The sequence below is a fragment of the Thermogemmatispora argillosa genome, assembly GCF_059696725.1.
The window spans coordinates 4,326,743-4,347,531 of sequence record NZ_AP019377.1; the positions used below are offsets into that span (position 1 = coordinate 4,326,743).

Consider the following 20,789-nt stretch of genomic DNA (forward strand, 5'->3'; position numbering starts at 1 on the left):
CTATTTCTTCATCGTATACTCGGTATAGACCTTTTTGGAAAAGTAGTCATCCTCTCGAAACGTGTGGCCCCGTGCCGCTGATTCGGGCGGGGCTTTTGCTGTCCCTATCTGACGTTACAGCAAATACTCGCTGCGCTTAGCGCAAGCCCAGGGAAAGGAGGAAAGAGCGATGTCCAGCATGATCCTGGTCTCCTTGCCTCGCTGGCAGAAGATGAGCAGGGGAATTGTTGTGTCTGCTGTCTCTGTCGCTCCCTCTGCCTTTCCCGATGGCTTCGCTGACCTTCTTCCCCTACTGCTCACTACTCGCTGGGGAACTAACTGGGGGATCAGTGGGCCCGTTGAGGGTGGAGCTCCGCCTGTTTTGCACCTGGCGCCTGAGGGGTAACGCAACGCCAGATGTGTAAGAGCGACCCTCAACCGTGGGCCTGAGACCGAAACCTTCAGTCCCACGGTTTTTTCTCGCCTTTTTACTCTGCATCCCAGGCGATGGGCAATCCGCTGATACCTGAGTGAGGATAGCCCCGGAGCGGTGAGCTGAGAGGCCTCGAAGGAACTGAGCTGAGCAAGCTGCCACAGTCGGCAGGTCCGCTTTATCTCTTGCTCATCTCCCCGCTCATCTGGCTTCTACTTCGCGGCTGGCTGGGTCATTGCCTGCTGCTGTCTGTTTCTCTCTCAACTGGCTTACCCGCCACGTCGTGAGACCCCTCCGGGGCTGAAGAGGCTGCCCCTCGGGACAGGTGGAAAACTGGTCAAGTGAACGTGACGGAGGGCCTGCGCCGGCGCTATCTTGTCGATTGCCAGAGCTAGCTGTAGCAAAGGAGGTTTTCCTGCATGGCGGTAGAGCGCCCGCTACCAACACTAGCGACACCGATCATTGTGAATCAACAGGAGCAGGATGCTGTCATTGTGGAAGAGGTAACGAAGGTTTTTAGGCAATCGCCCGCCAGACTCCCCTGGCGCAAGGGCAGCAAGGAGCGTGTTGTACGGGCAGTTGATCGGGTGAGCTTGCAGGTCAAGCGCCGCGAGATCATTGGCGTGCTTGGCTCTAACGGCTCAGGTAAATCAACACTGATCCGTATTCTCTCTACGCTGCTCATTCCCGATAGCGGGCGGGTTCGCATCTTTGGTTATGACGTTGTGCGTGACGAGGCCGTCGTCCGTCGTCTGATCAATCGCGTGAGCGTCGAGGCTTCCTTCTTCAAGAAGCTCTCGCCAATGGAAAATCTGATCTATGCGGCGCGTCTCTATAATTTGCCCGGGCGGGAAGCCCGGGAGCGCATTGAGAGCATTCTCGGACGCCTGGGAATCAGCGCTGGACGCCTTAAGCAGCCATTGGAGGACATGTCTCGCGGTATGCAGCAGAAGGTCGCTATTGCGCGCGCCTTCCTGACCGCCCCCGTCCTGCTTCTCCTGGATGAGCCGACGACCGGCCTTGATCCTCGCTCCAAGCTTGATGTGCAGACCTTTGTCCGCGAGCTGCGTGAGGTTCACGACGCGACCATTATCCTGACAACGCACGATTTGGAGGAAGCTGAGGCCCTCTGCGATCGTATCGCGATTATCGATCAGGGACAGATTGTCGCTCTTGGGTCAGTTAGCGAGCTTAAGCGGCAAGTAATGCAGCAACTGGGATTGTCGGAGCCGGTGACTATGTATCAGGTCTTCATGCACTTTACCGCGGCTCATCGCATCACAGAGGAGGATATTCATCGCTACGGTAGTTGGGAGAAAGCTTTTGAGGCTTTCGAAGCTTTGCGTGAAGAGGAGGAGTGAAAGAAGTTTATGTTATTCACAGCTTTAATTCATCGTGGGCGTGCGACCTACGCTTTCTTTGAGCGCAACTGGAACCTGACGAAACGCTATTGGGCCTGGGAAATCGTCTGGTTGCTTTATAACATCGTCAATGCCCTCAGTGTGACCTTTATCGGAGCCGCCGCAGAGCAGATTACTGGAGCGAAGGTCAAATTCGATACCAACTCACTCTTGTTGGTGCTGGTAATCGGTACCTCGGTCTGGTCCTATCTCAGCGTAACCTTCGACGGCGTTACCGACATTATCAATATGGAGCGTTGGGAAGGAACGATCGAATACACCTTCATGGCTCCTATCTCGCGCTTTACCCATATGGTCGGGAGCTGCCTCTACGCTGTAGCTCACGGGCTGCTCTTTACCTTCATTCAGCTGCTGGTCATTGCTGCCTTCTTTCATATTGATCTAAGCCATGCTAATTACCTATCGGCAATCTTTCTGCTTCTATTAGGAAGTATATCGTTTATCGGCTTTGGCATTGGTGCAGCTATCCTGCCGCTTCTGTATACAGAGAAAGGTATGCAGATGTCATTCATCGTCAAAGCCGTGCTACTCTTGGTATCGGGGGTCTATTATCCCATCTCGGTGCTGCCGGGCTGGATGCAGCCGTTGGCGCATATCTCGCCAGCCACCTATGTGCTAGAGGGACTGCGCGAAGCGGTCATGCATGGCCAGCCTCTCTGGTCGCCTGAAATCTGGAATTGCACCTGGCCCCTCATTCTTACGGGCCTGATCAGTGTGCCAGCCAGTGTCTACGCGTTCGGCCTGGCTGAGCGCTATGCCAAACGAACGGGGAAGCTGAAGAGAAACGGCTAAGGCCCAGGCCCTGGCTGCCCCTGCCTGTGACCATCACATGGCCAGCAGAGGGCGGCTGGGGCTGGGCCGTGACTGCCGGGCTTCCCTCCCCACAGGAGGTCAGCGGATGGCTATTTACCTGCGCGATCTCGTGGCACGCGCGCCGGCTGCTACAGATTTGCCGGCTGTCGAAGCGCTGTTTGCCGTCTGTGCGCGGATCGAAGGGGAGAGAGAAGGACATCAAGAAGATGGGGATCTCAGTGCCTGCTGGCAACGGGCAGATTTTCAGCTGAGCAGCGATGCCTGGTTGATTCTCACACGTCAAGGGCAAATTATCGGTTATGGCGCAGTGTGGTCCGTTGAGGGCGAAACGGCTGAACTGGCCGGAGGGGGCCCATTGGCGTTCTGCGTGCGTGTCCATCCTGCCTATCGAGGGCGTGGCATCGGTACGCTGCTGCTGCGTCTGGCAGAGCAGCGGGCCCGTGACCTGGGGGAGAGGACCGGAGCGGAGGAACGTGGTAACATCTTGCTCACGACGACTGTGGCCTACGGCAATCGATCGGCACGGGCCTTATTGGAACGTGAGGGGTACCAGTTAAAGCGAAGCTTCTGGCAGATTGTCATTGATGGCCAAACCCTGGCTGCCTGGCCTGAGAGTGGGCACTTGATGCTGAAGTTAGAGCTGGAGGAGGAGGGGCGCCTGCTCCCCGCCTATAAAAGCCCGGCGCGCCTGTTAGAGGCTGCCGGAAGGACTGTGGTGCGTCACTGCTCCTATTATGAGAAATCGCTCCTGGCTGGGCCACGTGCACTGGAAGCGGGGAGGGAGGAGAGCGGCGAGGCCGGGGCCTGGCCAGGCTAGGGCTGCCAGCGGCATGCGAATGGCGGGTCAGCCTCTCTCTGCTCGTCTATGACTGCTCATACATGACGGGCGAGCCAGAGACTGGCCTGCTTGACGTTCAGGAAGGCTGCGGGCACTGCGTTACTTTCTTTCTGCCTCTCCCGTCCTGATGATAGAGAGCTGTTCGGGGGAACAAATTTATCAGCGAGAAAGAGGATTGTCATTAATGCCACTGCTGGCTATTTCCCTAAGCAGTGCTTCTGATTCTCAAGGATTGCGCATATTGTTGCTTGCACTACTCATCGTAGCGGTCGTTCTGCTGATCAGTGGAGGGGTCATTGCCGTCTGGACGTTACGCAGTTACCGCAAAGCTATGCTGGCCGGGCCGTACGACCCTGCAAGCGAAGGCAACCGCCAAACGCCGCGCTTCGAAGGCTTCTGATCAGCGCAGGGTAGGCGGGCAAAGCGCGCACATAGATAAGCAAGCCTCAACGGAGATGGAGCGTTCGGGACCCGTAAGGCAAGCGGATGCAACGGTGAGACACTAGAGCTAGACCAGACGAGAAGAGAGTAGGCAGGTAGGTTGGCTGGAAATCAGGGAGCAATATGGTGCGGCGATCAGCCATTCCGCTGGTTGTGGGAACCTTTCTCTTGCGTGTCAATACGGGGGCTGGAGGTATTGTCCTGGGGCTGTTCCTGGCCCGCCTTGCTATCCACGCGGGGCACCACATCACTGCCATTCAGGTAGGCCTGCTAGCCGTCGTCTACTATGCTACCGAGCTAACACTTGCTCCTTTCATGGGAGCCTTAAGCGATCGTTGGGGACGGCGCCTCTTTATGATGCTTGGCCCGCTGCTGGGCGTAGTGGTCATGCTCCTGGTGCCGCTGACGCCGGCCCCCTCGCCGCTACCTTTTCTGCTGACATTGCAGATGCTCTCAGGATTGGCCACGGCCATGATCACACCGGCGGTCCTGGGCTACCTGGCCGACCTGACCAGGCAGAATGAACAGGGGCGCATGCGGGTCATGGGTTTCTACGAGCTGGCGACCAGCGGAGGGATTGCTGCAGGGGTCGTAGTAGGAGGCTTTGCTTGGGACCGCTTTGGTCCCTGGGCTTTTGCCTTGCTGGCCTTCTTCTATGCGCTAGTGACGCTCTGTATGTTTCTGGCGCCGCGGGTGGCCCAGGTCACCGAGCCTGGCGGCCCGGCCCTCCTCTTCCGACGCTACCTGGCGATCCTGCACAAACCGCGCCTCTTTATCTTCATACCTGCCTGGATCTGCATCAGTGCCCTCTTAGGCATCTGGGTCAGCTCGCAATTGCCTTTCTTACTCTCCCGTCCCGGCCGCATGGGCGATCAGCTCTTAATGGGAATCATGAGCGGGCCCGGTGGTGGTGGCCGGCTGAGCCTGGTCCTGGGGGGCTATGTGCTCTTCTTCGGCCTCTCGCTGCTCTTCTGGGCCTGTTTCCTGGCTCACTTGCCTCGCCTGGTGATGATGCTTACTTCAGTGGCCGGCCTCTATGTTGGCGTGATGGCTCTGTGGGGCATGAATCACCGTCTCGGCGGCGATCTTGCGCCAGGCGTCTGGATTCCTGTCTTGCTGCTGGGCATCTTTGCTGAAAGCAGCTTCGCCCCTTCGGCTCTCGCCTATCTGGCAGACCTCACCGAAGAGAGCGCAATGGACCGCGGCCTGCTGATGGGCCTCTATTCGGTCTTTCTTGGCCTGGGGCAGTTACTCGGCAACGGCCTGGCCGGTCTCTTCGCCCATCGTCTCGGCTTTGATGGCCTCATCTGCCTGACGGCTATCCTCGGACTAATTGCACTGCTCTCGCTCCTTTCGCTACTCCGTCTCGAACAGCACTATGCGGCCAAGGCCAGAGAAGCTGAAGATGCATCAGTCCCTGAGCGTTCGCGCATCGCCTCTTTCTAGCAAGCCGGCTAGCTTGCTTGCTGTCTAGCGGGAAGGCTTGCTCTCCTCGGGTGGGAAAATATAGAAGGTACTCAAAGCCCGTGCCACCGCCCGCTGTTCGTTCCCATCCTCGCCCAGATGATAGACAGTGGCCTCCAGCACGGCGGTCGTCCGGCCCTGATGAATAATGGCGGCCTCCGCCAAGAGCTGGCCGTGGCGCACGGCACGGAGATAATTGATCTTGGCCTCGATTGTTCCGGTCCGTGTCCCTGGCGGGTAGGAGGCCAACAGAGCCATCGCCATCGCGGTGTCGGCCAGGGAAAAGATCACGCCTCCGTGCACTAAGCCTTGTGGGTGCATCAAGCGTTCATCGACTTGCAGACGAACCCGCCCATGCCCCGGCTCTGCTGCTTCTACGCGCATGCCCAAAAGCTGACCAAAGCCTGAACGCTGGTTAACCTCTTCAACAAAGCGAAACATCTGTTCCTGTTGCTGTTGATGTTCTTGCTCCATTCTTGCCTGACCCTCTGTTCAGCAATGAAGTATCTAAAAAAGAAGTGGATGCATGGCTACCAGGATGCCCTTTCACCAGGATTGTAGTGGCGGGGCTAGGCACCTGCTTAGCGGCGGCGCAGGGCCCGCTCCATCTCGCGACGGGCGTCGCGCTCAGCGATGGCTGCCCGCTTATCATAGAGCTTGCGCCCGCGGCAGAGGCCTAGCTCAATCTTAGCGAGACCACCTTTGAGATAGAGCTTCAGAGGAATCAGCGTCATACCCTTCTGGCTGACTTTTCCGAGCAGCTGATTAATCTCACGGCGGTGCAGCAGCAGCTTACGGGGGCGCAGGGGCTCATGGTTGTAGACATTCCCATGCTCATAGGGGGCGATATGCATATTTTCTAGCCACAGCTCGCCATTCCTGCCAATAGCGTAGGCGCCGCGCAGGTTCACCCTGCCAGCCCGAATCGACTTAATCTCGGTTCCGGCCAGGGCAAGCCCCGCTTCTACCGTGCGCTCGACATCGTAGTCATGGTAAGCCTGACGATTGACGCTAATCACCTGAATCGGCTTGTCATTGCCCTGCGCCGGCTTTTTGGTGGTTGTCTGCTTTGCCAATTGCTTTGTCATAGAACCTCCTCCGGATGCCGGCTCCCCTTGACACACAGACAAAAGCTGTCTACTAGTATAACAGCAACAGTGTGCAGAAACCTTCGCTGCGACTCCCGCGTGGAGAAGAACGCGGAGTGCGGGGGCCAGCGACTAAGCGGCTTGGACGGCTCGGTCGGTAGCCCTGACTGAGCCAGCAGTGCAGCCAGTCTGCCAGGCGCAGCCCCCAGGTGAGGAAGAGTATACATGCAGAAACCGAGAAGGTCAATTTTTTATGCGCTGGGCCAGGTGACCGTTCGAGCGCGCTGGTTCATGCTTCTGTTCTGGCTCCTGGTGGTTCTGATCGCCTTGCCCTTCGCCCCACGGGCCAGCCAGGTTCTCCAATCGGGGGGATTGCTCAGCCCTGATGCTGAGTCGCAGCGGGCGATCGATCTCCTCACCAGCAAGCTTCATCTCAATCCGACCGTTGTGCAGGTCATCTTCATCAGCCAGCGCTATCGCGTGGACAACCCCCAATTTGTCCAGCAGATGCAGCAAGCGCTTGCCGACGTGCGCCATTGGTCCGAAGTAGCCAGTGTCGTCACCTATCTCGATAACCCGCGTCAGATCTCGCTCGACCATCACGGCGCCTACGCCAACGTCATGCTCAAGAGCGACCCTGATGCTGCGCCGCATCTCTTGCCGGAGCTGGAACGGCGCCTGAAGGCACAGCCGGATCTGGAGATTCACGTTGGTGGTAGCCCTGTCTTCTACGAAGATATCCAGTTCGTCAGCGAGCGCGACCTGCGCCGAGCTGAGCTGTTGGCTTTTCCTTTCGCCCTTATTGCCCTGCTCCTGGTCTTCCGCTCGGTTGTGGCTGCACTTCTCCCTACCATCATCGGCGGTGCAGCAGTCGTCGTCGCGCTGGCCATTATCTTTGGCTTAGGGCACCTTACACCGCTGTCGATCTTTGTCCTAAACATCACTACCCTCTTCGGCCTGGGCCTAGGCGTTGACTATTCCCTCTTTATGGTCAGTCGCTTTCGCGAGGAACTGGCGCGTGGTCGGACGCCGAGCGAGGCCGTAGCCATCACCGTGGCCACCGCCGGGCGGGCTGTCACCTTCTCCGGTTTCACCGTCTCGATCGGCCTCTTCGGCTTGACCTTCTTCCGCATCAACATGCTGCGCTCTGTTGGTCTGGGTGGCATGCTTGTCGTCATGCTCTGTGTCATTGCTGCTCTGACCCTCTTACCGGCCATGCTCGCCATTCTGGGGACGCGTATTAATGCCCTGCCTGTGCGCCTTTCCTGGCTCTGGCGTTGGTGGCGTCGCCGTGTACAGGCTCGTCCAGGTGAGAAGGCAGAAGAGGAAGAAGTAGCGCTAGCCGGGGCCCGCAGCGCCCTCATCCAGCCGCATCAGGGCTTTTGGTATCGGCTATCCCATCTGGTCATGCGCTATCCTCTGCGCTTCTTCTTCCCTGTACTCCTCCTGCTTGTGGCCTTGGGAGTGCCCTTCCTGGCCGTGCGCTTCTCAGCGCCGGGGGCCTCGATCCTCCCCCAAGATGTCCCCTCACGGGCCTCCTATGATCTTTTAACCTCGCGTTTCAACGCGCGTGAGACCACACCCATTCTGCTGGCCGTCGAGATGCCGGGCAACGTTCTGACCCCCGATAACATTGCCCTCCTCTATCGGTACGTGCAACGCCTGGAAGCTGATCCGCGCGTTGCCCGGGTGGACAGCATTGTCAGCGCCGACCCACGCCTGACCTTGCAACAATATGAGCTGCTCTACACTCATCCGCAGCTCATCGCTGATCCTTACTTAGCGGGCCTCCTGAAATCCTCTGTAGCAGGCAACCTGGCGATGATTACCGTGATCAGCAAATATGACATGCTCTCCGAGCAGGCGGAGGAGCTGGTCCTGACCATTCGCAATACGCCGCCAGGGCCAGGCATGCATGTGCTGGTCGCCGGGGGCAGTGCCAGCAACATCGATTACGTGGAGGCGCTCTACAGTGATTTTCCCAAGGCCGCCCTCATTGTGGCCGCTATTACCTATGTCGTGCTTTTGCTCCTCTTCCGCTCCGTTGTGCTGCCGCTCAAAGCCATTCTCATGAATACGCTTTCCATCCTGGCCAGCTACGGGGCACTGGTTGTCATCTTCCAGGAAGGCTTTTTGCATCAGCTCCTGGGCTTCACCCCCCTGGGCTTTGTCGAAGCCTCCAGCCCTATCTTGCTTTTCTGCTCGCTCTTTGGCCTCTCAATGGACTACGAGGTCTTTCTACTATCGCGTGTCCAAGAAGCCTACTGGGAAAGCGGCGACAACACCCAGGCGGTCGCGCTCGGCCTGCAACGCAGTGGGGGCATCATCACCAGCGCCGCCGTCATCGTAGTTGTAGTGAGCGCCTGTTTTGCCACCGCCGACATGATCCTGGTCAAAGCGCTGGGCCTGGGCATGGCCCTGGCGGTCATCAGCGATGCCACCCTCGTGCGCGGACTACTGGTACCAGCAACCATGCGTCTGCTCGGCAATCTCAACTGGTGGCTCCCCTTTGCGGGGGTCCAGCGGCGACCTACCTTGCTGGCCGAAAGCGGGCGCGGCCTGAGCGAGGCCCCGGCTGCCCAGAGAGGTGAAAGCCTGAGCAGCGAAGGAAACTATCGAAGCAGCGGTGATCAGCCTGCTAATCCGCGGCAAGGAGGAAGACGATGAGCCCCGTGGACAAACAATGGCGATGGCTCAGAAGGCCTCTCGCTCTCTGGCTGGCGCTGCTGATGGGACTATGTAGCCTGAGTGCCTGTACTTTTCCGGGCATACCGGCCACCTCGGCCCAACTGCCCATTGTGCCCGCTGCTCCGCAGGCCAGACCCCTGCCTCCTCTTCATCTGCCGCAGGACGAAGCACCACATAAGGACCTTACAGAATGGTGGTATTATACGGGCCACCTCCAGGCCCGTAGCGCCGCTGGGCACCTTCTGCGCTACGGCTTCGAACTCGTCTTTTTCCAGGTGTTGCGTAGTGACCTGCCGCCTGTCTACGCGGCCCACTTCGCCATCAGCGACCTCAACCGTGGCCAGTTTCATTTTGCCCAGCAGCGGGTACTGCAGCTGGAGGCCGCGTCTGGCCCGGCCAATGCCCAGGGAGGCTTTCATCTCCAGGTGGGACCCTGGAGCATGCAGGGCTATAATGGCCGTGATCAGCTTGCAGCCGTGATGCCGGACTATAGCCTGCAGCTTCAATTGGAGGCTCTAAAACCAGCAGTACTGCATAATGGAAATGGCCTCATCACTTATGGCCTGGCCGGCTTCTCGTACTACTACTCGCGCACCCGTCTAGCTGTCAACGGCCTGCTCACCGATCATGGCCAACCGCTTACGGTGAGCGGTCTGGCCTGGATGGATCACCAGTGGGGAAACTTCTTAACCTTAGCCGGCGGTGGCTGGGACTGGTTTAGTTTGCAGCTCAGTGATAACAGTGAGCTGATGCTCTACCTGATCCGCGATGCTAGCGGACAGATCATCTCTACCTACGTTGGGGTCATTGATCCCGCCGGTCAGGACCATCTCTTACCGGCCAGCAGTCTGCGCGTCCAGGCCCTTAGTAGCTGGGTCAGTCCGGTAACCCATGCTCGTTACCCGTCAGGCTGGCAGATTACGATTACTGACGTGCGCTTCTCTAGCCGGCTCATTCTGCAGCCTGAACTGAAAGATCAAGAGCTGGTCACCTACCAATCGACCGGTAACGCCTACTGGGAGGGCGCCGTCAGCATTCAAGGGCAAAGCGCAGGCCGCACCGTCAGCGGTGAGGGATATGTTGAACTGACCGGCTATGCTGCTGCGTAATCCCTCAGAAAGGAGAAATGAAGGTGGTGGCTGCCCAGGCCACGGGAACGAACGCCCGTACTCTTGCCGCCAATCGGCGGATAGAGTAGACTTCTGCGGGGAAAAGGAACAAGGCCACATAGGCCCATCCCGGTAACCCCTTCGCCTGGCTTGTGGGCGGCTCTGGTAGTACCTTCGGGCCAGAGCAAGCCATACCTCAGGCTTACCAAAAGCAGAGCAAGACCATCAATGCTGATGAATTTGCCAACTACTGAGAGCATCCTTTTGTGTTATACTGCTGATGATTGTGTAGAAAAAAAACTCCAGGCTGACTGTTCGAGAGGTGGTAGCCCGGTTCATTGTTGGGGGGAACAATGAAAGCAGGGACGCGCGTCTCCACGCTAGATGAATCTGCTATCGTCGAGCGTGTGTTTCGCATTATTTCGAGTGTACGCGGCTCGAAACCCGACTATACCAGGCTTGCAGCAGAGCTGGCACCGACCATCCCGTTTGACATCTTCGGCGTAGTCCTCCTGCGGCATGATCGTCAAGCCGTGCGAGTCACTGTCTGCTGGCGGGGGGAGGGCAATGCCTGGCAAGCGAGCTACCATCAGCATCCGCTCCCTGAATCGCGCGCGGAGCAGGTGCTGAGACACCCTGTCATGCTCATTGAAAACTATCCGCAGGGAGCGGATGGTCCACCAGCGAAGGTGGGCGATGCTCTCAGTGGCCATCCGCAACTGCGCTCGGCGGCCATTGTTCCCCTGGCCGTCGAAGATCGGGTCCTGGGCACCCTGGAGCTGGGTAGCTGCCAGCTAGGCACCTATGATGATCCCTCGCTACGCCGTCTGCTGGAGGCGCTAGGGCGCGTCTTAGCGGCAGCCATCGAAGGGGTCCAGGTGGGTGGTAGCGCGCAAATTCAGGACCGGCAGCGAGAGGCGCTTAAAGCTGTCTCCAGCGCTCTGGCCTCCACGATGGATCTGGCCACAATCTTTCAGCGGATTGTCAGTGGCGTCGCCGAGGCGCTGCGCGTCTGGTCTGCAATTGTGACCATTGACCGCCAGAGAGGAGGCTTACGGCTGGAGGCGCAGGCTGGTCTAGAGGCTGACACCCTCGCGCGTATCATTGAGAATGGGCAACCTCTCAGCGAGCGCTGTATCATTGGCTTTAGCCTGCTGCACCGCCAACCACAATTTTCCAACGACATTGGCAGCGATGCGCGTTTCCCGGCCAGCCAACCTCTCTATAGCCAGCTCAAGATTCGCTCTATCTTTGTCCACCCGCTGGTCACCGGCTCCGCCGTCTACGGGGCTTTACTGCTCTGCTCTGAGGAACCGGGCGGTTTTACACCGCTCAAAGTAGACATCCTCTCGCTCTTTGCCAGCCAGGCTACCATAGCTATTCACAACGGCATGCTGCTCGAAGCAGTGCAGCGGCAGCAGCGCTTTCGGGAGACCATAGCCCGCCTCGAAGCGATCCAGAGGCAGCGCACCGACGAAGAGGAGGAGCGCTTGCTTGCACAAGTGCGCAGCGAATTCGAGCGCACCTTTGGGATCAGCTTTATCAGCCTCCTACGCTTCATTGCCGACTACCTGCTAGCTTGCCCTGAGCAGGATCTGCGAGAGATTATGCAGGCGGTGCGCCAGCGGAGCCAGGCGGTAGTGACCTCCACCTCCCCCCAGGCGCTGCTCAATGGACAGCTCACGGATGGTGTCCCGTCGCAGAATCCCAGCGCTGCCCTGCTCACACGCAGCGCGGAGGAAGCACTTGAACGCGCCAGTATTCTGAGCGAGCTGAGCCGCCTGGTTCAGCTTCACGAGCGTTTGCCGGGCCATCTCACCGATGCCTGGTTTGCTGTTGATCTCAGTGGGCGCTGTATCTATATGAATCCTGCAGCAGAGAGCCTCTGTGGCGTTCGTCTGCAGGCCGGAGACAGTCGAAGGCTCGAAGAAGTCTTCTCGACCCTGCTTGCGCTGGCGCGCAATCGTGCGCAGCTAGAGCAGTACCTGAGCCAATTGACCCAAGAGCAGGCGCGGGTGTGGGAGCTACGCTGCGCCTTTGCCAGTGAACCGCCTCACGAAGAAGCGGCCACTGAAGCGGCGGAGAGCGGTGAGAACCAGCGCCACAAGCCTCGAGGTGGGGCTGGGGCCAATCCAGATCATGCAAACCTCGATCGCTACTATCTCTTCACGCGCCATCCTGTCATGGACCAGCAAGGCCAGCTCAAGGCGTACGCGCTCCAGGCTCATGACATCACCGAACAAGTGCGTGATGAAAAGAACAAACAGGCCCTGCTCTCCTCAGTCTCGCACGACCTGCGTACGCCTCTCACATCCATCAAAGCCGCCATCACCGGGCTGCTGGAGCCAGACATTGTCTGGGATGACGAGACCCTGCGCGAGATACTGCGCGAGGTTGATGCCGAGACCGATCACCTCACCGTGCTCATCAATGCCCTGATAGAAATGTCGCGCATTGAAATGGGGGCCCTGACCCTGGAAAAAGAATGGTGCGACATGGGCGAACTGCTCAACAGTGCCTTACTACGCTTAGAACGCAGCGTAGGAAGGAAGCACAACATTCGTCTCCGCCTACAGCCTCCCTTACCGTTGCTTGCCCAGGTTGACTACGCGCAGATGGAGCGTGTCTTCTACAACCTGCTGGAGAACGCGCTGCGCCATAGCGGATCGAACGAGGAGATAATCGTCGAGCTGGAGATCGTTGACGGGATACTGCGCGGTCGCATCCTTGATCGTGGCTATCGATTGCCGGAGGGCGAGCGAGAACGTATCTTTAAAACCTTTTATAGCGTCGATCCGCAAGGCAATGGTCTCAGCCTGGCCATCTGTCGAGGGATCATCGAGGCGCATGGAGGGCGAATCTGGATAGAGTCGGCCCCCGAAGGAGGAGCGAGCTTTGCCTTTACCCTGCCGGTCTGCTCCTGTGGTCCTGGTCCCGGCTCAGCCCACGGTCTGCCTTCGCCCGCTGCACGGTTGTCGGAGGAATAGTCATGAGATCCCGAGGCAAGCGCATCCTGGTTGTCGATGATGAACTCTCAATTCAGCGCACCTTGCGCAGAAACCTGCTCATGAGCGGCTATGAAGTGCTGGTAGCCGACAACGGAGAAGAAGCGCTCAGGGCCGTGTACCAGCACGAACCTGATCTGATCTTGCTTGACCTGTGCCTGCCGGGGAGCATCGACGGGCTAGAAGTCTGCGAGCAAGTTCGCCGTCAAAGTCAGGTACCCATCATTGTCCTCTCAGCGAGAACTGAAGAGAAACAGAAAGTCCGTGCCCTTGACCTGGGAGCGGATGATTATCTGACCAAGCCCTTTAGCAGCGCCGAGTTGCTGGCGCGTGTACGGGCCTGCTTGCGCCGCGCCGCCAATGGCGGAAGCGGCAAGCCGCAAGAGGAGCAAGCCCAGATATTGCGCAGCAGCGATGGCTATCTCATCATGGATGTCGAACGCCGTTATGTACGGGCAGGCGATCGCGAAGTACGCCTCACCCCCACAGAGTTTGAGCTGCTGCGGCAGCTCATGCTGCACGCTGGCAAAGTTCTAACGCATCGAACACTGCTGCGGGCAGTCTGGGGACCTGAATATGGCGAAGAGGCGGACTATCTACGCGTCTATGTCCGGCAGCTCCGACGCAAAGTCGAGCAAGAGCCGTCCCGCCCGCGCTATATCCTCACTGAGCCTGGCGTTGGCTATGTATTCCAGGCAGAAGGGCGAAGAGATCAGTAGCCTGGCCGACTGCTCTCTTGTTTGTGGCTGATGGCCCTGGCGAAGAAATATTTAATGGGATTTTAATGCTAGCAAGACCGTTCTTTATGGCGAATTGAGCCGGCTTGCTGTACACTGTTATACGGAGGATTGGGAGTTCTTTACTATATTACCGGTATTTCTTGACAGAGGCAAAGCGAGCAGGCATGCTATGGCTAAAGCGATGAAGGGGCCAAGGCCGCTCAGGGTCCTCATTCTGGGACAGCAGGAAAGCTTGAACATCATATTAGAGAGGCATCTCCAACAGCGTGGCTACGAGGTCCACATCCTACCGTCTGAGGGAGAATCAGAACCCGGGGATTGGGTGGGAGACGTCCTATTATATGATATGGATGGGGTGGGAGGAGAGAAGCTGCTGTCGCCCGCGAGACGCTGGCCGGAAGCTCGCTTTACCGTTGTCATGGGAAGCAGCTCCGTCTCACGGGACCGGCTAGAGGAGCTAGGCGTAGTGGCCTTTTTGCTCAAGCCCTTTGATGTAGAACGGCTTGGGCGTTACCTCAGCACCTTGCAGCGGCTGGTCCAGGTAAGCGAGGAGCGGGGCGACTATTTGATCGGCAGTGAGAAACAAGCAGCGGGCCAACGGGCGCGAGTCTTGATCGTCGATGACGACGTAGATGTGGCCCAGACGATTGAACAATCCCTCAAGACCGTTGCCGACTATGAGCTAGCGATAGCCCACAATGGGTTAGAGGCACTGGAGCGCTGCGTCGAGTGGCGACCGCATTGCGTGGTAGCTGACCTGATCATGCCCTGGATGAATGGCTACCAAATGATGCGCTGTTTAAGGCGCAGTGCCCTGCCCAATCCGCCGGCCTTTGTCCTGATGAGCGCGCTGACTCCGAGGCAACTGGCGCGCAAACCCTATCTGCGAGAAGAGAAGTCGGTGGTCTACGTCGAGAAGCCCTTCTTTGTTGAGCACCTGCAAGCAGCGATTGAGCAGGCGCTGCAGAAACTGGCACCGGCAACGCGACCACTTGCATAGAGAAGAAAAGGAAGAAGAGAAGAATGGAGCAGCAAGATCGTATTATGGATGGCGACCTGCAAACCCTGGGTTTGCAGTCCATTCTCAAGATGCTTGCCCTGAGTGGCAAGACAGGCACGCTGTTTGTCCATTCCGGCCCCGAGACGCTGTCGATCGCCTTGCGCAAAGGACAGATCGTCGCCTTACGGGAGGAGGGCGCTCCCCAGCTCGATCTGCTCACGATGCTCTGCCTGCTCAATCGACTTGATCCGCGCAGGGCCCAGATGATTCGCGAGCTGGCGCGAGGAGACATGCAAGTGGCGCTGGCCCTGCTCGTTGAGCGTGGTTGGATGAGTGCCGAAGAAATGCAGCGCCGGTTAGAGTTTGCAGTCACCCAGTCGATCAGCCACGCCTTACGCTGGGCCGAAGGGCGTTTTTCCTTTCATCGGCGTTTACTGGCGATCGAGAGCCGCATGCAGCCGCTTGACATTGACTCGGTCCTGCTGGAGGCGCTGCGGCAGGCTGACGAGTGGGAAGAAGTGGGCGAGCTCCACCTGACACGGAGCAGCGTCGCGCGCTGGTTGCCGGAAGTCAAAAACAGCAATGACCTGCGCAGCCTTGGTCTAAGCCAGGAATATATTGAAGTGCTCTCGCTCTGCAATGGAGAGATCCCGCTGCAGGCAATCTCCTTGGCCTTGATGATGCCGGAGGCCCGCGTGGCCCGGCTCATGGCTCGCTTGCTGGAGCTGGGCTTGATCGAGCTGGTAGATACCGAACTGGAGAAGGCCCTGCAGCATGATCTCCATGATCTCCTGATCCGCTGTCAGCATACGCTCTGGCAGCAACGCAGGAACGTCAGCCCTGAGCAGCACCTGCTGAATCTCATCCGTGTTCTGGTTGAATGCATTAATGGTCTACTGGTTCATCACGGACGATTTGCCAGGAGCCTGCGGGGGAGGGGACATGTTCCTACGAGCGAAATCATACGCTATCTTGAGCGAACCTTCTCGCAGCCGCTGCAGCTCCTGGCCAAGCAATATTATCCGATTCTGGAGACAGCCAGCTTTGTTGATGGGCAGCTTGACTGTGGTGATATCCTGACACTGGACAAGCTGGTCAAAGGTGAACAGCTAGAAGAATTCTATTGGGAGGCGGTCGTGGGGTTGTCGGCATTCTTGCGAATGGTCTTCACCGCCGTCTTGCAAGATGAAGTCGGCAATTCGCACACGAGACAGCAGCTCAACGTTGCCTGGAAGGCCTTTCTGACCGAGATCGACGCCGAGATTCAAGAGTATCAGAAGGTCAGAGCCTATCGCAACGTCCAGCGAGCCAGGGGGCGTGAGTTTCAGCCGCAACCGCCACGTCGAGGGGAGGAGGGACAATGGCGAGGGTTCCCGGAGAGCGGTAGCGCTTACGGGTGGCCTGAGACGCGAAGGAGGTCGATCTAAGCATGTCAGCAGTACCGACGGTACTGGTTGTAGATGATAGCCCTACCGTGCGCAAGATTGTGCAGATGACTCTGCAACGCGAAAATATCCGTGTCATTGCCGCGGGCGATGGGCTAAGCGCCCTCACCTCGGTAGCGGACGAAATGCCGGCGCTAATCCTCCTGGATGTGCAACTGCCCCGCATGGACGGGTACCAAATTTGCCAGATCATACGAAAAAACTTGCAGTTTAGACAGATACCTATTATTATGCTCAGTGGGAAAGATGGATTGTTCGACAAGATGCGTGGTCGCCTAGCCGGCTCTACTGAGTACATTACAAAGCCCTTCGACTCTGCTGAGCTGGTCCAGACGGTCAAGAAACACCTGGTCAACTGGCAGGAGCGCGTCCCACCGCGCTACGAAGGCATGCGCCCGCGGCTGCGCCGCCGTGGTTAGGTAAGGGCTCGCGGGCCAGATGATCAGGTTCTGGCTGAGGACGATGCCGGGCCGGCTCCAACCCCTGGCCACGAAGATGGAGAGAGCAAATGGATGGGACGGGCGGGCGCAGGGGAAAAGCAGGTGCGGTCCGGTCTGGTCTGCTTGTGGCTCTGTTGAAGGCGTGGCCACCCTGGACTGGACGGCGTATCAGGTCGAGTCGAAGAGAGGAGAAGAGGGAGAAAGCAGACTGCCAGTCAGGGTGGCTGGTCTAGGGGAAAGTGCGGGAAAGGCGGAGGGGGTAGGGCTGCGCAGCAGCCAGGATGGATGAGACTACGCCAGACACAAGAGGGTTGGCCAGTGAGCAACGCTGGCTGACCAGGCCTACAGGATAGCGTTACTCCGCTTGCTCCGTCCAGCACTTTTTCGAGCTGCCACAGGGAAAGACTGCCGGTGCGCAGGCAGGGCAAAGCAGAGTAGAAGCCAGGGCAGCGTAATAGACCTCCGGGACGGCTTGGGTGGCTTATTTCCCCGCATCCTGGTCGACTGGCCTTTCTTTCCTAGAAGGCTAAAGTTTTGACTCTGGAGAAGTTACAACAAGAGGTATAGGGGAAATGCCAGGGCAGAAGGTGCTCGTTGTAGACGACAGCTGGACAGAACTCACGATGATCGCTACTCCGCTGCGCAACAGCGGCTTTGAGGTGGTAACCGCGGTTGACGGTGACGAAGCTGTGGAGAAGGTCTTTAAGGAGCGTCCACAGTGCATCGTCCTGGATGTGGTCCTGCCTAAGCAGAGTGGATTCCAGTTGTGCCGCAAGCTCAAGTCGTCGGAGCTGAGTCGGCATATCCCAATTATCTTGCTCACGAGCAAGAATACACCCCTTGATCGCTCCTGGGGCCTGCGGCAAGGCGCTGATCTCTACATGACTAAGCCCTTTAATGAGGAAGAATTGGTGGCCAATGTGCGCCGGCTCCTCTAGCCCAGCCTGTCCAGCCGTGGTCGGTCGTCCAACTTGTTGGACAGGCGAGGTAAGGCGAGGCGAGGCAAGGGGAACAGCCCGATGTGCGACCAGAAGTTGGGAGTAATCCTGTGGCAAGCGATGACCTGAACATGTTGCAACGCGCTCTCCAGGCTCAGCAGCAGCAACGGGGAGCGCATCCTCCGGCATGGGGGGCCTCGGCGTTGCAGCCTGGGCAATTGCGGGCCAATGCAGCAGCTGCTCCCGGTGTGCCTACTGAGGTACCCGGCGAGCAGTACCTTGCTTTTACTCTGCTCGATCAAGAATTTGCCTTCAAGGCGGAGTATATTCAGAGCGTGGAGCGCCTGCTCGACGTGACCCCGGTCCCGAATGTCGCTCCCTGGGTCCGAGGGGTGATCAATCTCCGCGGCTCCATCGTCTCCGTGGTCGACTTGCGTACTTTCCTGGATAGGGAGCCGCTACCCTATAATCCACGCACTCGCCTGCTATCGGTGCAGTATAACGACATGGTGATTTGTCTGGTGGTGGATAGCGTCAGCGAGATGCTCCCCATTCCTGACAATGTGATCGCCAGTGTGAGCACACGCCAGACCAATATTCCACAGTGGGTTGCTCCCTATGCCGCCGGAACGGCAGTGCTCGGTAAACGTGTCATTATCTTGCTCGATGCGGCACGTTTGCTGTTCTCGGAAAAGATGCAACATTACGAAGCTCTGGATTAGGATAGGACGGACAGTGCAGCCATTGTTCTGTATTTCATATAGAGGAGGTCTGGCGGATGAACCCGGATCGTAATCGAGGCGGGATGACGGTAAGCGGCCTGATGAATTTGGGGCTGGCTGTCTCCGCCATTATCCCTGCCTTCCTGCTCATCCTGGTGGGCATCTATGCCCGGCTGAGTATGCCCACCGCCGATACGTCGGTCCTGATCGTCGTAGTCATTATCTGCGCTATTGTTGCTCTTTTGGCGGTGGTCATCACCAACTACCTGGTCAATAGCCGCATCAAAGATCGCTTCCTGGCCCTGGCCGATGTCTGCCATGACTTCGCCGGCGGTGATCGCCGAGTGCGCGCCCAGGTGGATGGCGATGATGAGTTCGCTCGCCTGGTTGCTTCTGTGAATACGGTGCTCGATCAGCAGAGCGCGCAGGCTAACAATGCTTCTGGCCTGGGGTCTGGGAGTGATGCTGCTGCCCTGCAGGCCCAGATTGAGAAGCTGCTCCAGGAGGTGAGCGCTGTCGGCGATGGCGATCTGCGCGTCCAGGCTGAGGTGACTCCTGATACGCTGGGCGTGCTCGCCGACTCGTTCAACTACATGATCGAGGAGCTGGCCAAGGTCGTCGGGCGCGTGCAGAGCACAGCGATGCAGGTGACAAACGCTACTCGCCGTATTCTGGATCGCGCCGCCGAGCTAGCCCAGGCCTCCGAGATGCAGGTACAGCAGATCTCTCAGACCACGGAGGCGGTCGAAGCTCTGGCTATCTTTATCCAGAATGTGGCCCGTAATGCTCAGCTCAGCCACGAAGCCGCTCAGGAGGCTTTGCGCAATGCCCAAAGCGGTCAAGAGGCGGTGCGCCAGACGATCGAAGGCATGATGCTGATCCGCGAGAACGTTCAGGAGACCGCTAAGAAGATTAAGCGCCTGGGCGAGCGCTCGAACGAGATTGGCGAAATTGTACGTATCATTGAGGATATTGCTGATCAGACAAACCTGCTCGCACTGAATGCTGCGATTCAGTCGGCAATGGCCGGTGAGCATGGCCGTGGTTTCGCTGTGGTGGCCGATGAGATCCGCCTCCTGGCCGAGCGTTCAACGGAGTCAACGAAGCGCATCGCTACCCTGGTTAAGAGCATTCAGGGTGATACCTATGAGGCAGTGGTAGCGATGGAGGATAGCACGCAGGAGGTTGTGAAGGGGTCTCAATTGGCCGATGAGGCCGGTCGCGCCCTGAACTCGATCTATAGCGCCGTGGAGCGCCAGGCCCAGATGATCGAGAGCATTGCTCGGGCTGCTAATGAGCAGACGAGCGTCTCGGAGGCGGTGGCTGTGGCGATGAGCCAGATCTCAGAGATCACTCGCCAGACGAATGCTGGTACGCAGGAGGCCGCCGCCAGTGTGAGTTATTTGGCTGAGTTGGCGGATCAGCTCCGCGCTTCGGTCTCAACCTTCCGCCTGCCTGATCATGTGCTGGAGTCGATCAACAGCAGTATGGCCACAGGGCCAGGAACGATGCCTGGTCTGCCTGCCGGTGGAGATCAGTTCTATCCATCTTCGGGCGGCGATGGCTGGATGCAGCCCCAGCAACAGCAGAGCTACGGCGGCAACTTCCCGCCTCTGCCTGAGCCGGAGAGCGCTGGCCTGGTGGCGATGTCTTCTCCTGTGGCCCAAAGCCAGCATCAGAGCCAGATGCAAGCTCAGTTTGGCTTCCCTTCGCCACAGCAGGAGTTCGCCGCTTCTCCTGGCTTCTCTGAGATGGGCTCCTTTGCCAATAGCGGTCAGCAGGATTTCGGGGCCGCTTTTGGGGCAAGCCCTGCCTCTTCTTTTAACGAGTTCGGCTCCTCGGCTTTCTCTAACTCGCAGCCTTTTGAGGCTCAGCGACCTTTTGGAGCCTTCGATGCCTTTGCTGGCCAGGGCTTCGCTAGCCAGCAGGCACAGTCGGCTTTCTCCCAGCAGCCTTTCGGCAATCCGCCCGCGTCAGGGGCGGGCTTCGGTAGCTCAGGTCAGGGCGTTGCCTCCTATCCTGGAGCTGCTCAGTTCGGCGCAGCGCCTCAATCCGGTCAGGGGCAGGGGCCTCAAGTGCGCCAGCCGTGGACGCCGCCACCAGGAGCCCCTCCTCAGCAGTCGCCGCACCAGCAGCCGGGCCAGTCGCCATTCCCAAAATCAGAGCAGACGCCTTTCCCGCGAGGCAATAACGGTCAGTTCGGCCAGTAGCCATTGCTCAAACCG

Annotated in this window: 18 protein-coding genes; 16 read left to right on the forward strand and 2 right to left on the reverse strand. The window is 58.4% G+C overall.

The genetic code is table 11. The features are described 5' to 3' along the window. Positions 1-169: 169 nt before the first annotated feature. The 6 genes from AC6H1L_RS17000 (at position 170) to AC6H1L_RS17025 (ending at position 5,371) form a co-directional block, all read left to right on the forward strand. Positions 170-385, forward strand: coding sequence for a hypothetical protein (locus AC6H1L_RS17000; RefSeq protein WP_497598663.1), 216 nt, complete (start codon positions 170-172; stop codon positions 383-385). Between the two features lie 446 nt (positions 386-831). Further along, positions 832-1,773, forward strand: coding sequence for an ABC transporter ATP-binding protein (locus AC6H1L_RS17005; RefSeq protein ID WP_497598664.1), 942 nt, complete (start codon positions 832-834; stop codon positions 1,771-1,773). 9 nt (positions 1,774-1,782) lie between these two features. Continuing rightward, the gene (locus AC6H1L_RS17010) at positions 1,783-2,625 is read left to right on the forward strand and encodes an ABC transporter permease (RefSeq protein ID WP_497598665.1); all 843 of its coding nucleotides are present in this window, start codon (positions 1,783-1,785) and stop codon (positions 2,623-2,625) included. A gap of 106 nt (positions 2,626-2,731) precedes the next feature. Beyond that, positions 2,732-3,463: a GNAT family N-acetyltransferase gene (locus tag AC6H1L_RS17015; RefSeq protein ID WP_497598666.1), complete on the forward strand. Its 732-nt coding sequence runs from the start codon at positions 2,732-2,734 to the stop codon at positions 3,461-3,463. Between the two features lie 265 nt (positions 3,464-3,728). After that, entirely contained in the window at positions 3,729-3,884 is a 156-nt protein-coding gene (locus tag AC6H1L_RS17020; RefSeq protein WP_497598667.1) for a hypothetical protein, read from the forward strand. A gap of 164 nt (positions 3,885-4,048) precedes the next feature. Further along, on the forward strand, positions 4,049-5,371 hold the full coding sequence (locus AC6H1L_RS17025) for an MFS transporter (protein WP_497598668.1): 1,323 nt from the start codon (positions 4,049-4,051) through the stop codon (positions 5,369-5,371). A 24-nt stretch (positions 5,372-5,395) separates the two neighbouring features. On the opposite strand, the gene AC6H1L_RS17030 is transcribed toward AC6H1L_RS17025, so the two are convergent. Both AC6H1L_RS17030 and smpB read right to left on the reverse strand, forming a co-directional pair. Further along, positions 5,396-5,863: a PaaI family thioesterase gene (locus AC6H1L_RS17030; RefSeq protein WP_497598669.1), complete on the reverse strand. Its 468-nt coding sequence runs from the start codon at positions 5,861-5,863 to the stop codon at positions 5,396-5,398. Positions 5,864-5,970: 107 nt separating this feature from the next. After that, positions 5,971-6,477 (reverse strand): SsrA-binding protein SmpB, encoded by a 507-nt coding sequence (smpB, locus tag AC6H1L_RS17035; protein WP_497598670.1) that lies wholly within the window; start codon positions 6,475-6,477, stop codon positions 5,971-5,973. A 225-nt stretch (positions 6,478-6,702) separates the two neighbouring features. Here smpB and AC6H1L_RS17040 point away from each other — a divergent pair, with 225 nt between their 5' ends. The 10 genes from AC6H1L_RS17040 to AC6H1L_RS17085 all read left to right on the forward strand — a co-directional run bounded on the left by AC6H1L_RS17040 (position 6,703) and on the right by AC6H1L_RS17085 (position 20,774). After that, positions 6,703-9,144 (forward strand): MMPL family transporter, encoded by a 2,442-nt coding sequence (locus AC6H1L_RS17040; protein WP_497598671.1) that lies wholly within the window; start codon positions 6,703-6,705, stop codon positions 9,142-9,144. Continuing rightward, entirely contained in the window at positions 9,141-10,274 is a 1,134-nt protein-coding gene (locus AC6H1L_RS17045; RefSeq protein WP_497598672.1) for a lipocalin-like domain-containing protein, read from the forward strand. Before AC6H1L_RS17040 ends, AC6H1L_RS17045 begins: the two co-directional genes overlap by 4 nt. Positions 10,275-10,627: 353 nt before the next feature. Further along, on the forward strand, positions 10,628-13,261 hold the full coding sequence (locus AC6H1L_RS17050) for a sensor histidine kinase (protein ID WP_497598673.1): 2,634 nt from the start codon (positions 10,628-10,630) through the stop codon (positions 13,259-13,261). Between the two features lie 2 nt (positions 13,262-13,263). Further along, a complete protein-coding gene (locus AC6H1L_RS17055) occupies positions 13,264-13,998 on the forward strand; it encodes a response regulator transcription factor (RefSeq protein WP_497598674.1) in 735 nt (244 codons plus the stop codon). 253 nt (positions 13,999-14,251) lie between these two features. Beyond that, positions 14,252-15,019 (forward strand): response regulator, encoded by a 768-nt coding sequence (locus AC6H1L_RS17060; protein ID WP_497598675.1) that lies wholly within the window; start codon positions 14,252-14,254, stop codon positions 15,017-15,019. 23 nt (positions 15,020-15,042) lie between these two features. Then, a complete protein-coding gene (locus AC6H1L_RS17065) occupies positions 15,043-16,446 on the forward strand; it encodes a DUF4388 domain-containing protein (RefSeq protein WP_497598676.1) in 1,404 nt (467 codons plus the stop codon). A 2-nt stretch (positions 16,447-16,448) separates the two neighbouring features. Beyond that, complete coding sequence (locus AC6H1L_RS17070) at positions 16,449-16,883, forward strand: response regulator (RefSeq protein ID WP_052888274.1); 435 nt, start codon at positions 16,449-16,451, stop codon at positions 16,881-16,883. A gap of 593 nt (positions 16,884-17,476) precedes the next feature. Continuing rightward, positions 17,477-17,842: a response regulator transcription factor gene (locus AC6H1L_RS17075; protein ID WP_052888275.1), complete on the forward strand. Its 366-nt coding sequence runs from the start codon at positions 17,477-17,479 to the stop codon at positions 17,840-17,842. Between the two features lie 83 nt (positions 17,843-17,925). Next, a complete protein-coding gene (locus AC6H1L_RS17080; RefSeq protein WP_497598677.1) occupies positions 17,926-18,564 on the forward strand; it encodes a chemotaxis protein CheW in 639 nt (212 codons plus the stop codon). 56 nt (positions 18,565-18,620) lie between these two features. Beyond that, positions 18,621-20,774 carry a methyl-accepting chemotaxis protein gene (locus AC6H1L_RS17085; protein WP_497598678.1) on the forward strand — a complete coding sequence of 718 codons (2,154 nt, stop codon included), beginning with the start codon at positions 18,621-18,623 and terminating at the stop codon, positions 20,772-20,774. Positions 20,775-20,789: the final 15 nt, after the last annotated feature.

Bases quoted from the DNA above. Each gene is read 5' to 3' on its own strand.
- AC6H1L_RS17030 (WP_497598669.1), bottom strand. From the start codon at position 5,863: ATGGAGCAAGAACATCAACAGCAACAGGAACAGATGTTTCGCTTTGTT.
- AC6H1L_RS17015 (WP_497598666.1), top strand. From the start codon at position 2,732: ATGGCTATTTACCTGCGCGATCTCGTGGCACGCGCGCCGGCTGCTACA.
- AC6H1L_RS17055 (WP_497598674.1), top strand. From the start codon at position 13,264: ATGAGATCCCGAGGCAAGCGCATCCTGGTTGTCGATGATGAACTCTCA.
- smpB (WP_497598670.1), bottom strand. From the start codon at position 6,477: ATGACAAAGCAATTGGCAAAGCAGACAACCACCAAAAAGCCGGCGCAG.
- AC6H1L_RS17075 (WP_052888275.1), top strand. From the start codon at position 17,477: ATGCCAGGGCAGAAGGTGCTCGTTGTAGACGACAGCTGGACAGAACTC.
- AC6H1L_RS17000 (WP_497598663.1), top strand. From the start codon at position 170: ATGTCCAGCATGATCCTGGTCTCCTTGCCTCGCTGGCAGAAGATGAGC.
- AC6H1L_RS17040 (WP_497598671.1), top strand. From the start codon at position 6,703: ATGCAGAAACCGAGAAGGTCAATTTTTTATGCGCTGGGCCAGGTGACC.
- AC6H1L_RS17065 (WP_497598676.1), top strand. From the start codon at position 15,043: ATGGAGCAGCAAGATCGTATTATGGATGGCGACCTGCAAACCCTGGGT.
- AC6H1L_RS17045 (WP_497598672.1), top strand. From the start codon at position 9,141: ATGAGCCCCGTGGACAAACAATGGCGATGGCTCAGAAGGCCTCTCGCT.
- AC6H1L_RS17070 (WP_052888274.1), top strand. From the start codon at position 16,449: ATGTCAGCAGTACCGACGGTACTGGTTGTAGATGATAGCCCTACCGTG.
- AC6H1L_RS17050 (WP_497598673.1), top strand. From the start codon at position 10,628: ATGAAAGCAGGGACGCGCGTCTCCACGCTAGATGAATCTGCTATCGTC.
- AC6H1L_RS17005 (WP_497598664.1), top strand. From the start codon at position 832: ATGGCGGTAGAGCGCCCGCTACCAACACTAGCGACACCGATCATTGTG.
- AC6H1L_RS17085 (WP_497598678.1), top strand. From the start codon at position 18,621: ATGAACCCGGATCGTAATCGAGGCGGGATGACGGTAAGCGGCCTGATG.
- AC6H1L_RS17025 (WP_497598668.1), top strand. From the start codon at position 4,049: ATGGTGCGGCGATCAGCCATTCCGCTGGTTGTGGGAACCTTTCTCTTG.
- AC6H1L_RS17010 (WP_497598665.1), top strand. From the start codon at position 1,783: ATGTTATTCACAGCTTTAATTCATCGTGGGCGTGCGACCTACGCTTTC.